Genomic DNA, 13653 nt, shown 5'->3' with positions numbered 1-13653 from the left:
GCGGTGTGAATGTATCCGGCACCGAACCGGTGTCCGGAATACGCGTAATCTAATATATCTCCACTGATATTTGTATGGTGATCTCGTGTCAAAAAGAGCCGTTGATGCAGTTTTTCAGGCACTATTCCTCCTCTCCGACGTCCGGTTCCTGCTCCGGGAGACCGCTCCCGGGCATGACCTCGACGCGGGCCAGAAGGAGCGCGCCGCAACAACCCTCGAGAAGGTGAAACGGCAGGTTGCAATCCTCGAAGAGGAGTTGGTACGGTGAAGTGCGCGGTCGATATCGAGTCCCGCGACGTCGAGGAGATGTACATCAACATCGATCCCATCCAGGCGGGCGGGCGGCTCACCGTCGATGCCATGAAGGCGGCGATAGCGTACGGGGACGGTTACTCGGTCTGTGACAACTGCCTGAGCCCCTTCAGGCTCGACTACATCAAGAAGCCACCCATCGCGCAGTTCCACGCGGACCTCGCCGCGTGGCTGAATATGGACGCGGTGCGGGTGGTGCCGGGAGCGCGCCGGGGGTTCCAGGCGGTCGCGAGCACATACGTGGAGAAAGGCGACCCGGTCATCGTCACGGCGCTCGCCCACTACACCGAGTTCGTGGCGGTCGAGGAAGCGGGCGGAATTCCGCGTGAGATCCCGAAGGATGCGAAGAACCACATCACCCCCGACGCCGCCGCAGAGAAGATCGAGGCGGTGATCCGGGAATTCTCGAAGACGCCGCCCCTGCTCTTCATCGACCACGTCGACTACCAGTTCGGGAACGTCCACGACGTCGCGGGCATCATAAAGGTCGCCCACCAGTACGACATCCCGGTCCTCGTCAACGGGGCCTACTCGGTCGGGATCATGCCCGTCGACGGCAAAGCGCTCGGTGCCGACTTCGTGGTCGGGTCGGGCCACAAGAGCATGGCGGCCCCGGCGCCATCGGGGCTCCTCGCGACGACGAACGAGCACGCACAGCGGGTATTCAGGACGACGCAGGCGAAGGGAGACGTCACCGGCCGGACGTTCGGGATAAAAGAGGTCGAGATGATGGGCTGCACCCTGATGGGCGTCACCGTCGTCGGGATGATGGCCTCGTTCCCCCACGTCAAAGAGCGTGTGAAGCACTGGGATACCGAGGTGGCGCATTCGCAGGCGGTCACGGACGCCCTCCTCTCCATCGAGGGGACGAAGGTGCTCTCCGACTACCCCCGGCAGCACACCCTGACCCGGATCGATACCCGCGAGTCCTTCGATAAGGTGGCGCAGCAGCACAAGAAACGCGGCTACTTCTTCTCGAGCGAGTTAAAAAAGCGGGGCATCACCGGCGTCATCCCCGGCTCCACCAGGGTCTGGAAATACAATACTTTCGGGCTGACGGAGAAGCAGATCCGGCACGTCGGGGAGTCGTTTGTCGAGATTGCGCGGGAGAACGGGTTGAATATAGTCTGAAAAAGACCCCAAATTTTTTTTGAGCGGGTGCGTGCGGGCCGGGGCGAGTTTGGACACCTTCTGGTGAGATGTGCGACGGCGAGAGATTGTACACGGCCTCACGCGAAGCCGCGAAGTCCAAGCCACCGTTGGCTCCTCTTCTTCGCGTCCTTCGCGTCTTCGCGCGAGACAACGATATCAGAATAGAAGAGCAGGTTTGTTGAGAGCCAGAAGACTCTCTCACCCAACCTCCTCAACCACCCCGTTCCTCGCTCGATACCGTCGCACCGTTGCCGCCGCCCGCTCCGCGAGCCCCTCCGCGTCGATCGCCTCTTCGAGTTTCAGGATCGTCTCCGCGGGCGCCGCCGTCGAGGGGTAGCGGGGGGCGACCGTGCACCCGACGTCTCCCGGTCGCGCCTGAAACGTCCCGATGGCGCGTGCGCGGTCGACGACCTCCTCCTTGTCGCACCCGATCAGCGGCCGGAGTACCGGAACGGTCGCCGCAGGAGCAATCACCGACATGTTCGCGAGCGTCTGGGACGCCACCTGCCCCAGGTTGTCGCCGCTGACCAGGGCGGCGGCTCCCCGCTCTCCTGCAAGGATACTCGCCACCCTGAGCATGAACCGCTTGCAGAGGACGCACCGGTAGCGCGGCTCTTTCAGTGCCGTGATCGCCGCAAAGAACGGCTCCATCTCCACGACCAGGAGGTCGAGAGGATGCCCCGGCACCCAGAGAGAGAGCCGGGCGTGGTTTGCGAGGACGTTCTTCTCCGCATCGGCACCCCCGAACCGCCCGCCGTGCATGTTGACGTGCACCATCAGGCATCCCCGGCGCATCATCAGCCACGACGCGACCGGCGAGTCTATTCCTTCCGAGAGCAGGGCCATCACCTCGCCCTGCGTCCCGTAGGGGAGCCCGCCCGGCCCCGTGATCCTCTCGTCGTAGACGAGGCCGCCGTACTCCCGGGCTTCCACGAATATCTCGTAGTCGGGCGCCGTCAGGTCGACCCTCGCCTCCGGTATCCGGTCGAGGACGGCCGAACCGACCGCCGCCGCGAGTTCCTGGCTGCCGAACCCCTCGACGCCCGACCGGCGCGCCCTGACCGCAAACGACATCCCGGGCCCAAGATGCCTCTCTGCGTGCTCGACCGCCGTGGCCGCGAGCCCCTCGATATCCGCCGTGGTCACCGTGCAGACGCTGGTGCTCACCACCCCGAAGGTCTTTGCGGCCGCCACGGCGATCCGACGGGGCTCGTCGCCGTAGATCATGATCCGCCCCCGGTACGTCTCGATACGGTGGGTAAGTCCCTCGGCCTCCAGCGCGAGCCGGATATTCTCCGTCATTATCGATATGTACCGCCGTTTCACCGTCTCGCTCTTGAGGAAGATCTCGCCGTACCTGACCATCACCGCTTCCACGAATCCGCACCTCCTTCCCGGTAGCCCCCGGAGGCAATCGTTACACCGGTAAACCCGAGTTCCTTCACCGCACCGAGCAGTTCCTCAAGCCTCCGGCGGTACGCCGGATCGGCCTCGATGGAAGCACGGTTGCCGCCGGTGCACCGGACCCGTATCGTCCCCGGGATCTCACGCGCGAGGAGGGCTTCCGCCGCAGCGACGAGGGCGAGGCACTCCCGGGTGACCGGCTCCCCGGCGGGGATGCGGGTTGCGAGGCACGCGGACGGCGGGCGGACGGGCACCCCGAGTTCCCTCGCAAGTGCCTCGATCTCCGCCTTCCCCATGCCGCACTCGGCAAACGGGCTCCTGATGCCGAGTTCGGAGAGCGCCCGCATCCCGGGTCGGGTATCCGCCCGGTCGTCGGCGTGGGTCCCGTCGACCACCGTCCGGCATCCCCGCCGCCGTGCCTCCGCCACGACCGCCTCCATCATCGCCCGCTTGCAGGCGTAGCACCGCTCCGGCCGGTTCTCCCGGACCGCGGGGATCTCAAGCATATCGAGCGAAACCACGACGTGCTGAACACCCAGACGCTCCGAGAGTTTGCGCGCCGCCGCGAGCTCTCCCGGCGGTGTAAGGCCGGTATCGACGCTGATGCCGATCGCCCGGATCCCGTGCCGCCGGGCGAGGGCCAGCAGGACCGAACTGTCCGTTCCCCCGGAGAGCGCGACCGCAACAGGTTCGTACGATTTCAGGAGCGCATCAAGCCTGCAAGCTCTCGTCATCTGCTTTTCATATGCTCGCTTGTCCTAGATGAATGTTCGCGAATCGCGCCAATTCCCGGTTTCTGCACGAAGAGCAAATGATTTTTAACAGAGGCACTCAGAATGTGTACTGATATGGCGAAGAAAAAAAGTGCCAAGCAGGCAGAACCCATGAAACTCTTCTATATTTTTTACAATCAGGAGCGCTGGGACAACTGGATCAAGACGCTGCAAGAAGCAAGTTTCGAGCCCGCCGAAGACGAAGAGGTCTCCGAAGGCGAACAGATGCTCTTCAGTTTCACCGAAGATATCACCCTCTCGGTCTTAAAGATCATCCGCCTCTACCAGAACGGCCGGTTCACGAAAGAGGAGGCCACGGAGAAACTCGACGACGTCGAGATTATCGTCATGACCGGCCTCCCCGAGGGGGAACTCGAGGATATCATCGGGTCGATCCAGCTCTCGCTGCTGGTGCTCTTCACCGCCTGCCGGAAGTATCTCGAGGGCGGGTTTGAGACGGACATCAAGACCCTCGTGAAGAAGGGCAAGGGCATCGACGAGGAGAACCTCGAAGAGGCACTTGAGGTTGCGGCGAATATCGGGGCCGCCGTGATCGACGGCGCCACCTGTTGCGCGAAGTACATCAAGGACAACGTGGAAGACCCGACCCTCTTCGACGAGTGGCTCATCGAGATCGAGACCATGAGCAACGCCATGAAGTCGCTCGCGAAGTTCGACGAGGAGCCCGGCGAGTCGTCGTGATCGCGGATAAGGCCCGGTTCCGGGCGGCACGGAAACTTGAGCGGGCAGCAGGATTCCGCCTCCCGGATCATGTCTTTTCGGGTGCGTTTCTTGAGTCGCTCGGGAAGGCAATCGACTTCGAGAACCTCGATCGCCGGACGCACGAGCAGCTTCTGGCCTTTTTCCACGACTTCATGGACTGCAAGTGCAAGAACGCACCCTTCTGCGGGTGCCCGGAACGTAAGTTCACCTTAACCATCATCGAGTTTCGGGAGCTGGGGCTCGATCACCGCCAGATCAGCGCCCACCTCCTCGACGAATACGGGATCGATCTCTATCCCGCCGACATCCTGAGTTTTCTCGAAGACTCCGTCCACATGCTTGAGGCGATACGGGACGTCGCCGAACTGCAGGGGCGGGAGAAACTGGCGGAGAACGCCATCGAGCACATCAAGAATATCGAGCATTAAGTCTCTCTTTTACTACCATGCCCGATCCCCGGGATTCCGCATCATGGGAGCGACGTTGCACCCCGCCATCTCCCCGAAGCAGAAGAGGAACCGCTCCTTGATGCTCGCCGGCAGCCTCGACTCCGGGATGGTTCGAACCCGAGTCTCCCGTAGAACCCGATCAGGGGGAGGGTCGAGTGGATGTAGATCGTCTCGGACCCGCATTTGTCGAGGAGCATCTGCACGGCCTCCTTTGCATACCCGCTCCCGCGGTAATCGTCCAGGGTGAAGACGCAGTCCATCTCGAGACCGCCCGAATGAAGGGTGCAGCGGGCCGTCGCCGCAAGGACACCGTCGACAAAGACGGCGAAGATCCTCTCCCGCGTCGGGTCGGCCTTCTGGCCGCGGTAGTGCGTCCAGATCTTCTCAGCAAGCGGAAACTCTCCCGGCTCCAGTTCTCGAACCTCTTTCTTCATCGTCTCCCTCGTGTAGTCACACATTGCAGTATCTGGTATTTCAACCGGATGGGCAGAGGATATCCCCGGTGTTCGGGATAAGAGGATAGGTGAACGGATGTGCATATCACCGGGTTCAGAGCACGCCGGGCCAGGGGATGCCGAGACCTTCAGTCAGCTCCTTCAGTTCGTCGTGGATCCCCCGGTCGATCTTGAGGAGGACCAGAAGATAGACCAGCCCGCCGAGTGCAACCGCTCCGAGAACGACAAAAACGTTCGTGAGCGGGATGACGAACGAGTAGGCCGCGACGACGGCGCTCATCACGAGCCCGGCGAGGACGATGTGGCCCACGGCCCGGGGCTCTATCCGCACGCGGATGCTTTGGGAGAGGGCGCGCCGGGCAAGCACCGCGTTCAGCACCATGGTGGCGAGCGTGGTCGCCGACGCCCCGACGATGCCGTATGCCGGGATGAGGAGGATGTTCAGGCCGATGTTGACGGTAACCGCGATTGCCGTTACCTTAAACGAGTCACGCGGCCGGTCGAGGGCGTTTAAGCACATCGTCTGGAGGAACATGAAGACATGAGCTGCCTGGACGACCAGGAGCAGCGCGAGAGCCGGTGCGCCGGCGGAGAACGACTCGCCGTAGAAGAAGTAGAGGAGACGTTCGCCGAGGAGCCACCCCCCGGCGAGGACGGGGACCGCGAGCAGGAGCGAGTAGGTGAAGGCACGGGCGAGCGCATGCTCCACCAGAGGGAGTTCGTGACGTTTCCCCCAGAAACTGACCTTCGGATAGAGGGTGGTGCGGAGCGCTATGGTGATGAACGTTGCAACCGAGGTGAGCTGGAGCGCCACACGGTAGATGCCGACGTCGGCATCGGTCAGGAAATAACCGATCAGGATGGTGTCGGCGTACGAGAAGACGAGGTAGCCGCTTGCGCCGAGGAACGTCCAGAACGAGAAGGCAAAGAGGCTCTGGATGTGGGAGCGGGCAAACGGTGCAAGCGCGAGATCGAGAAAACGGAAGGTGAAAAGCCCTCCTGCAAGAAGCCCGGCGACGAACCCGCCGGCGAGTCCTGCAACACTGTAGCCGAGGAGGACCGCGGCGACCTGGACGACAATTCTGATTACGTTGTTGAGTAAGCTGCCGATCTGGTTGATACCGACCTTCCCGGTGCCGTAGACTCCATTTGAGGTGATAGTCGTGAAGACGCTGACGACCAGCGCGAGGACCAGCCAGGGGAAGACTCCCGATGATGTGAGGTCGGTGAGATACGGCTGCGCAACGAAGAGGAAGCCGACCGAGACGGCCACCAGTATTACCCGGAGAAAGACGAACGCGGTAAAGAACGCGTTCTGGTCCTTGCCCTCGCTGATCCGCTTTACCGCGGCGCCCCCGAATCCGCCGTCCCCTATCAGGTTGAAGACGCTGAAGTAGGCCACGAAGAGGAAGTATGCGCCCAGTATCGACGGCCCGACGGTATGGGCGAAGAACATCGTGGAAAGAAACCCGATCGCGGTGAGGGCCAGCGTTGAAGCAAGGCTGATGACACTCTGGCGCTGGACGGGGTCGATGCGCATGACACGGGCAAGATACCCGGAGGGCCGGAACACAAGCAGTGGTTTCGCCGTGAGAAGCCTTATTGCTTTTGAACCGGAGAGCGGGAGAGGCGGCCGTGAACCGGCAGGATGATGTGCCGGTCCCGGAGCGGGAGTCGCGATAACGTCATGGCGGAGCGGTGCTAATGTATAGAGTAGCGCTGATGTACAGTAGCACTATTGAGTGTTCCAGAAGAGGGTTACAATACTCCCGGTGGTGAAAAACTTGGACATAGGGGTTATCGGTGTTGGAATGATGGGCAGGAATCACGCCCGTGTATACTCGGAACTGAAAGCGGTGGACTCGCTTCACCTGTTCGATCTCAACGGGAAGGCGGCCCGCGACCTTGCCGGAACATTCGAGGCAACGGCCTCTCCGACCCTGGAGAGCCTGCTTGAACGCGTGGACGCGGTCAGCGTCTGCGTCCCGACACCCTACCACTTCTCTGTTGCGGAGACGGTGCTCGATGCCGGGGTGCCGCTGCTCATCGAAAAGCCCATCTGCGCGACGGCGGAAGAGACGAGAAGGCTCATCGAAAAGATACCCGACGGTCTCGTCGCCGGAGTCGGTCACATCGAGCGGTTCAACCCGATCGTTCCCGAGATCAAAAAGATCGTCCAGCGCCCCCTCTACATCGAGATGAAGCGGCACAACCCGGCCTCTTCCCGGGTGAGCGGCTCCTCGGTCGTCGAGGACCTGATGATCCACGACGTGGACATCATGCGAAACGTTCTCCTCCCGGACGGGGCCTATCATCTCGCCGGAAGCGGCAACGAGGATGTCTGCAGCGCCCTATTCTCATTTTACGGGACCCCGGTCTACCTATCCGCAAGCAGGAAATCCTCAAAGAAGATCCGTATGATCTACATCGAGGAGGAGGAGTTCACCGTCGAGGGGGATTTCATGGCCCAGGAGATCTACATCCACCGCAAACCCGGGCAGTATTCGGCCGAGGACGAGCGCTATGTGCAGGAGAACATCATCGAGAAGGTGCTTGTGAACAAGCAGGAGCCGCTCAAACTCGAGCTCTCGACGTTCCTCGACTGCGTTGCCCGGAAAAAGGAGTTCCCTGTCAGCCCCGCGCAGGCGCTGCTGAATATGGAGATCTGCGAGGACGTCGCACGGTGTTTTACGGCCTGAGGGGTGGTTTTTGCAATGAGCAGCAGATTACAGTCAATCATCGATAGAATTGGGCCGATAAGAAATATTGGCGTGATCGGCATGGGCTACGTCGGCATTCCCGCCGCGGCGCTCTTTGCGGACGCTCCCGGGTTCGAGTCCGTCCGCGGATTCCAGCGAGACTCGCCGTCCTCCGGCTACAAGATAGCCATGCTGAACCGGGGCGAGTCGCCGCTCAAGGGCGAGGAGCCGGGACTTGAAGAACTGCTCGGAAAAGTCGTCGGCGCAGGGAAGTTCCGATGTACCTCGGACTTCTCCGAGATCGCGGAGTGCGACGCGGTGACCCTCGCCATCCAGACACCGTTTAAGGATCCAAAAGACCTCATCCCCGACTTCTCGGCCCTGATCGAGGGACTCCGGCAGGTGGGGAGGCACCTCTCGGAGGGCACGCTCGTTGTGCTCGAGTCGACCGTCACTCCCGGCACGACTGCCGGGATGGCCCGCGAGATCCTCGAAGAAGAGTCCGGGCTCACCGCCGGCGAAGAGTTCTGCCTCGCGCACGCCCCCGAGCGGGTAATGGTCGGGCGGCTGCTCAGAAACATCCGGGAGCACGACCGGATCGTCGGTGGGATCGACGACGTCTCGACGGCGCGGGCGATCGAACTCTACCGGCCGGTCCTCACGACCGGCAAGATCATCCCGATGACCGCGACCGCGGCCGAGGTGACGAAGACCGCCGAGAACGCCTTCCGTGACCTCCAGATCGCCGCCGCAAACCAGCTGGCGCTGCACTGCGAGGCGATGGGCGTCAACGTCTACGATGTCCGGGCCGGGATCGACTCCCTCAAGGGAGAGGGGATCACCCGGGCAATTCTCTGGCCGGGTGCCGGGGTCGGCGGCCACTGTCTCACGAAGGACTCCTGGCACCTCGAGCGGGGCGCACAGGTCCTCGGCGGCGACCTCTGGTACCCGCACGGGGCCGAGTCGATCTTCGGCGTCGCACGGGCGATCAACGAGTTCATGCCCCGGCACATGGTCCACCTGACCCTTGAGGGACTAAAACGGGCGGATAAGTTCCCAGAGGGCGCGACGGTCGCGCTGCTCGGGTGGGCGTTCATCCAGAACTCCGACGATACTCGAAACACCCCCGCGGAGCCCTACCTCGCGGCGATGGAGGAGGCGGGTGCCGAGGTCAGGGTACACGACCCGTTCGTGGACGAATACCCGGGGATAGAGGTTTCGCACGACCTCGAGGGAACGCTCGCGGGCGCGGACGTCGTCACCATCTTCACCGGTCACCACCACTATGCTTCCCTCGATCCGGCGCGGGTAAAGGAACTCTCGGGAAAGGAGCATCCCGTGATTGTCGACGGCAGGAACGTCGTCGACCCGGACGCATTCATCCGGGCGGGCTTCGTCTACAAGGGCATCGGCCGGGGCGACAGGAACAGCCACCCGGTCGTTCCGTAACGGTGTACCATGAAGATCGTTTCCATCGTCGGCGCCCGGCCGCAGTTCATCAAATGCGCTCCCGTCTCCCGGGAACTCAGGAAAGAGCACGAGGAGATCCTCGTCCACACCGGCCAGCACTACGACCACGGCATGTCGGAGGTCTTCTTCGAGGAACTGGCGATTCCGAAGCCCGACTACAACCTCGGCATCGGCTCCGGGACCCACGGTCGCCAGACCGGGGCGATGCTCGGGGCGATCGAGGATGTCCTCGAAAAGGAGAAGCCCGACGTCGTCCTGGTCTACGGCGACACGAACTCCACCCTCGCAGGCGCGCTTGCGGCGGCAAAACTCCACATGCCGGTCGCCCACGTCGAGGCGGGGCTCCGGAGTTTCGACCGGCGTATGCCCGAGGAGGTGAACCGGGTGCTCACCGATCACGCATCAGACCTCCTCTTCTGCCCGACGGAGACCGCCGTTGCAAACCTCGCGGCCGAGGGGGTCACAGAGGGCGTCTTCCTCGTCGGGGACGTGATGCTTGATGCGATGAACTACAACCGTGGGATCGCGGAAGAGCGCTCCCGGATCCTCGAGGACGTCGGGGTCAGGCCGGGGGAGTACCTCGTCGTCACCGTCCACCGGCCGTCGAACACCGATGATCGTGAAAACATGGCCGCCATCCTCGGCGCACTGGAGGAGACCGATAGACCGGTCGTCTTCCCGGTTCATCCCCGGACACGGAAGTGCCTCGTAGGATACGGTCTTCTTACGAAGATGCCGGAGAACGTCCGGGTCGTCGATCCGCTCGGCTATCTCGATATGATCCGCCTGATGGCGCACGCGGAAAAGATCCTCACTGACTCGGGCGGTGTCCAGAAGGAGGCCTACATGCTCGGCGTGCCCTGCATCACCCTCCGGGAGAACACCGAATGGGTCGAGACGGTCGAGGCGGGGTGGAACGTGCTCGTGGGGGCGGGGAGGGAGAAGATTGTCGATGCTATTCGGCATTTTTCACCCGGATCGAGGCAGAAAGAGACATTTGGGAATGGAAACGCCAGTGTTCTGATCGGGAAGATCCTTGCCCGGTTTCAGTATGCCCGATCTGGATAACAGTGCCCGGCATGTGCCGGGACACGAGTGAACGTTAAGGGTGGTAAACTTACGTTCGAAATTTCGACCATTGCATAATATTTGATCCTTCCCGGCGCATTCACTGTTTTTGCAGCTGACTGGAGTTCTCCTCCGATCCGGTATGCTCCTTATTTGCCCGGTGCCGCCCCACTACGATAAAGTATAAGTCTCCCGAAAGACAGTTGGAGTCGCTTACCCCCCTCATTTGTGCCCGGTGACATCAGGGAAGGTCCCGGCCAGGGAGGCGCAAACGAACTCCGGATTATGCGTATCTGTATGCTCACCACGACCCACCTGCCCCACGACGGGCGGATATTCGAGAAAGAGGCGAAGAGCCTGGCAAAGGAGCACGATGTCACGATCATCGCCCCTTCGGAGAACGGGAGCATCGATGAGAACGGAGGCGTGCAGATCGTCGCCGTCCGGAAACCCCCTTCAAACCTCCTTCACCCGGTGACGCTCTGGAGGGCGTTTCGGGCGTGCCTGAACCAGAAGTGCGACGTCGTCCACTGCCATGAGCCCGATGCCCTCCTCATCGGGGTCCTTACGAAGTTTCTCAAAGGTAAGCGGGTCATTTACGACATCCACGAGCACTGGCCGAGCGAGATCCCGTTCGATCTCGGTATCCCGAACGCGACGGTCCTCACGAGGGTCCTTGAACCCATGCTCTCCCGGGGAGAGATCCTGCTCTCGCGGTTTGCCGATGCGAAGATTGCCGTCAGCGAGAGCGTCGCGGAACGGTTCGGTCGGAACGGGACACTGCCTGTGATCGTATCCAACTATTCGGTCGCCGGCTCAATGCCGCCGGCTCCGCAGGCAGGACGCAGCCGCAACGTGGTCTACATGGCCGGGAATATGCAGTTGTTCCACGGCATCAGGGAGTGCATCCAGGCGATGTCGAAGGTGGCTGCAACGGTTCCCGGGGTCACCCTGACACTCGTCGGGAACATCCGCGAAGATATCGGTGCGATCGTTGCGAAGACGGACCCGAGACCGGAGATCACTCTGACTGGCTACCTCCCTTACCAGGAAATGTACGAAACGCTCCGTAAGGGCAGCATCGCCCTCCTCGTCTTCCAGCCCGACTACTACAACGCATACATCGGCCTCCCGAACAAGCTCTTCGACTACATGCTCTGCGGTCTCCCGGTCGTTGCGAGCGACTTTCCGGAGATCCGGAACGTCGTCGGCAAGGCGGAGTGCGGAATGCTGGTCGACCCGACCGACCCGGATGCGATCGCGGAGGCGATCGTCTACCTGCTCGAGCACCCGGGCGAGGCGCGGAGGATGGGGGAGAATGGGCGGAAGGCGGTTCTTGAGCGGTACAACTGGGGCGAGATGGAGAAGAGGCTGCTCGAGGTATACAGGCAGGTTGAGGAGACGGGAAGGGGCGATCGGAGCCGTGGTCGCAGAGCGCGATAATTCCGGCCCCGTCTGGTGCTCCTATCTCGCGCAGACGGGATACTTGGTTTATCCCACGAACAGCATCACCCCGCATGGACACGCCTGCTGCAGGGTTGCATGAGCCCGTTTAGCAAAGTCTGGAGGAATTCACGTGAAGGAGCAAACGAAGATATTCCTGGTATCTCCTTCTCCATCCACATTCACCGAGCGCGATCTCGAGGCGCTCAGGCGGGAATACCGTGTCCGGGAGGCCGTCATCAGCAACTACCAGGGGAAAAACGGCCTGAAGCGGTCACTCCTGATCACGTTTGAGATACTCCGGGGAGTCCTCTGGGCCGATCTCACCTACTCCTGGTTCGCTCACAACCATTCGTATCTTGCGGTAACGCTGGCAAATCTCCTCGGGAAGAGAACCATCGTCGTCATCGGCGGGTACGAGGTCGCGAGAGAGCCTGAGATTGAGTATGGTGCCCTGCTGGACCCGAAACTTGCAAAGAGGGTGAACTACATCATCCAAAACGCCGACCATATCCTCGCGGTATCGGAGTTCAACAGGCGGGAGATACTGGAACTGGGCGATCACCGTCACGTTGCAGTCGTCTATAACGGGATCGACTGCGCGCAGTTCTCCCCGGGAGAGGAAAAAGACGATCTCGTCATCACGGTATGCCAGATCAACCAGAGCAACATCACGCTCAAGGGCCTCGACACGTTCCTTGAGACTGCGAAACGCCTCCCGGACCTCCGTTTCGCTGTCATCGGCCGCGATCTTGACGGGAGCATCGAAGACCTGAGACGGGATGCCCCGCCGAACGTCGAGATCATCCCGCCCTCTTCTCAGGACGAACTCCTGCAGTGGTATCGCCGGGCAAAGGTCTACTGCCAGCTCTCTTACCGGGAGTCGTTCGGTGTTGCGCTTGCCGAAGCGATGTCCTGTGAGTGCGTCCCCGTGGTGACGGACAGGGGGGCTCTCCCGGAGGTGGTGGGAGACACGGGATTCGTGGTGCCGTACGGGGATGCGGAAGCGACGGCGGCGGCGATAGTAGTGGCGCTGCAATCTGATGGGGGCCGGGCGGCAAGAGCCAGGGTTGAGAAGGAGTTCTCCCTTGAGGGGAGGATGCAAACGATCCGAAGCATTTTCGAGGAAAGGCCCGTGTGATCCGGATCTCTGGATTTTGCCGGTGGAGCGAATCTTCACGGCGAAGGGGATGAACCCAACCATACAGGAGGTTTTAAGTCTGCCCGGATCGTTCAGGGCGCTTTCCTGATGAGCATATCGACCGATTCCCGCACGTTGTTGTTTCCGCTCAGGACATCGTAGACGAACCGTGCGATGGGCATATCGATATCATGGTTCTCAGCCAGCTCAATTATCCCTTTAACAGATCGTGAGCCTTCGAACGTCACGCCGGACTCTAAATAGGGAGTTTTAACGATCTTTTTGCCGACCATCAGCCCCAGTGTCCGGTTGCGGCTTTTATCCACGTTGGCGGTCAGGTTGAAATCTCCAAAGCAGCAGAATTTCGTGAATATCCCTTCATCAAGAGAAATAGCCCGTAAAAAGATGCACATCTCCTTGTAGCACATGTTGAGGAAGGTGTAGTGCTCGTTATGGTTGCCGTAAACCGAATCCCACATCCCCGTTCCGATGGCGTATACGTTCTTCAGCACGCCGCATAACTCGACCGCTCTGATATCGTCCGAAAAATCCAGGACGAATTCA

At 61.4% G+C, this 13653-nt stretch carries 14 protein-coding genes; 9 read left to right on the top strand and 5 right to left on the bottom strand.

The features are described from left to right. The first annotated feature begins 85 nt into the window (after positions 1-85). Together EI28_RS03720 and pscS are read left to right on the top strand one after the other, a co-directional pair. Positions 86-268, top strand: a complete 183-nt coding sequence (locus EI28_RS03720) for a hypothetical protein (protein WP_048112783.1) — start codon at positions 86-88, stop codon at positions 266-268. Then, on the top strand, positions 265-1443 hold the full coding sequence (gene pscS / locus EI28_RS03715) for an O-phospho-L-seryl-tRNA:Cys-tRNA synthase (protein WP_048112752.1): 1179 nt from the start codon (positions 265-267) through the stop codon (positions 1441-1443). Before EI28_RS03720 ends, pscS begins: the two co-directional genes overlap by 4 nt. A 219-nt stretch (positions 1444-1662) precedes the next feature. On the opposite strand, the gene thiI is transcribed toward pscS, so the two are convergent. Together thiI and larE are read right to left on the bottom strand one after the other, a co-directional pair. Next, positions 1663-2841 carry a tRNA uracil 4-sulfurtransferase ThiI gene (gene thiI / locus EI28_RS03710; RefSeq protein ID WP_052379655.1) on the bottom strand — a complete coding sequence of 393 codons (1179 nt, stop codon included), beginning with the start codon at positions 2839-2841 and terminating at the stop codon, positions 1663-1665. Then, the gene (gene larE, locus EI28_RS03705) at positions 2829-3602 is read right to left on the bottom strand and encodes an ATP-dependent sacrificial sulfur transferase LarE (RefSeq protein WP_048112750.1); all 774 of its coding nucleotides are present in this window, start codon (positions 3600-3602) and stop codon (positions 2829-2831) included. Before larE ends, thiI begins: the two co-directional genes overlap by 13 nt. A gap of 114 nt (positions 3603-3716) precedes the next feature. Here larE and EI28_RS03700 point away from each other — a divergent pair, with 114 nt between their 5' ends. Next, positions 3717-4343 (top strand): DUF2150 family protein, encoded by a 627-nt coding sequence (locus EI28_RS03700; protein ID WP_048112748.1) that lies wholly within the window; start codon positions 3717-3719, stop codon positions 4341-4343. Then, a complete protein-coding gene (locus EI28_RS03695) occupies positions 4340-4792 on the top strand; it encodes a DUF5814 domain-containing protein (protein ID WP_052379654.1) in 453 nt (150 codons plus the stop codon). Before EI28_RS03700 ends, EI28_RS03695 begins: the two co-directional genes overlap by 4 nt. Before the next feature lie 41 nt (positions 4793-4833). On the opposite strand, the gene EI28_RS03690 is transcribed toward EI28_RS03695, so the two are convergent. After that, the gene (locus EI28_RS03690) at positions 4834-5247 is read right to left on the bottom strand and encodes a GNAT family N-acetyltransferase (protein WP_231476566.1); all 414 of its coding nucleotides are present in this window, start codon (positions 5245-5247) and stop codon (positions 4834-4836) included. Positions 5248-5362: 115 nt separating this feature from the next. Then, positions 5363-6841, bottom strand: a complete 1479-nt coding sequence (locus EI28_RS03685; protein WP_048112747.1) for a flippase — start codon at positions 6839-6841, stop codon at positions 5363-5365. A 238-nt stretch (positions 6842-7079) separates the two neighbouring features. Between EI28_RS03685 and EI28_RS03680 the strand changes: the two genes are divergently transcribed. From EI28_RS03680 to EI28_RS03660, 5 genes are all read left to right on the top strand, one after another. Then, positions 7080-7967: a Gfo/Idh/MocA family protein gene (locus EI28_RS03680; RefSeq protein WP_231476565.1), complete on the top strand. Its 888-nt coding sequence runs from the start codon at positions 7080-7082 to the stop codon at positions 7965-7967. Positions 7968-7982: 15 nt separating this feature from the next. Next, positions 7983-9416: a nucleotide sugar dehydrogenase gene (locus EI28_RS03675; RefSeq protein ID WP_048112746.1), complete on the top strand. Its 1434-nt coding sequence runs from the start codon at positions 7983-7985 to the stop codon at positions 9414-9416. 9 nt (positions 9417-9425) lie between these two features. Then, the gene (gene wecB, locus EI28_RS03670; RefSeq protein WP_048112745.1) at positions 9426-10505 is read left to right on the top strand and encodes a non-hydrolyzing UDP-N-acetylglucosamine 2-epimerase; all 1080 of its coding nucleotides are present in this window, start codon (positions 9426-9428) and stop codon (positions 10503-10505) included. Positions 10506-10802: 297 nt separating this feature from the next. Next, positions 10803-11948 (top strand): glycosyltransferase family 4 protein, encoded by a 1146-nt coding sequence (locus EI28_RS03665; protein ID WP_231476564.1) that lies wholly within the window; start codon positions 10803-10805, stop codon positions 11946-11948. Positions 11949-12081: 133 nt separating this feature from the next. Then, a complete protein-coding gene (locus EI28_RS03660) occupies positions 12082-13089 on the top strand; it encodes a glycosyltransferase family 4 protein (RefSeq protein ID WP_048112744.1) in 1008 nt (335 codons plus the stop codon). 92 nt (positions 13090-13181) lie between these two features. Here the strand turns inward: EI28_RS03660 and EI28_RS03655 are convergent. Further along, on the bottom strand, positions 13182-13653 hold a 472-nt coding region (locus EI28_RS03655; RefSeq protein WP_048112743.1), incomplete at its 5' end, for an NAD(P)H-dependent glycerol-3-phosphate dehydrogenase.

The sequence above is a fragment of the Methanoculleus sp. MH98A genome, assembly GCF_000691865.1.
GTDB lineage: Archaea > Halobacteriota > Methanomicrobia > Methanomicrobiales > Methanoculleaceae > Methanoculleus.
The sequence above is the reverse complement of the archived record's forward strand: the minus strand, read 5'-3'. Positions and strand labels throughout refer to the sequence as shown.

Excerpts from the sequence above, each read along its gene's own strand:
- EI28_RS03675 (WP_048112746.1), top strand. The coding sequence starts at position 7,983 with ATGAGCAGCAGATTACAGTCAATCATCGATAGAATTGGGCCGATAAGA.
- EI28_RS03700 (WP_048112748.1), top strand. The coding sequence starts at position 3,717 with ATGGCGAAGAAAAAAAGTGCCAAGCAGGCAGAACCCATGAAACTCTTC.
- EI28_RS03690 (WP_231476566.1), bottom strand. The coding sequence starts at position 5,247 with ATGAAGAAAGAGGTTCGAGAACTGGAGCCGGGAGAGTTTCCGCTTGCT.
- EI28_RS03680 (WP_231476565.1), top strand. The coding sequence starts at position 7,080 with ATGATGGGCAGGAATCACGCCCGTGTATACTCGGAACTGAAAGCGGTG.
- EI28_RS03665 (WP_231476564.1), top strand. The coding sequence starts at position 10,803 with ATGCTCACCACGACCCACCTGCCCCACGACGGGCGGATATTCGAGAAA.
- larE (WP_048112750.1), bottom strand. The coding sequence starts at position 3,602 with ATGACGAGAGCTTGCAGGCTTGATGCGCTCCTGAAATCGTACGAACCT.
- wecB (WP_048112745.1), top strand. The coding sequence starts at position 9,426 with ATGAAGATCGTTTCCATCGTCGGCGCCCGGCCGCAGTTCATCAAATGC.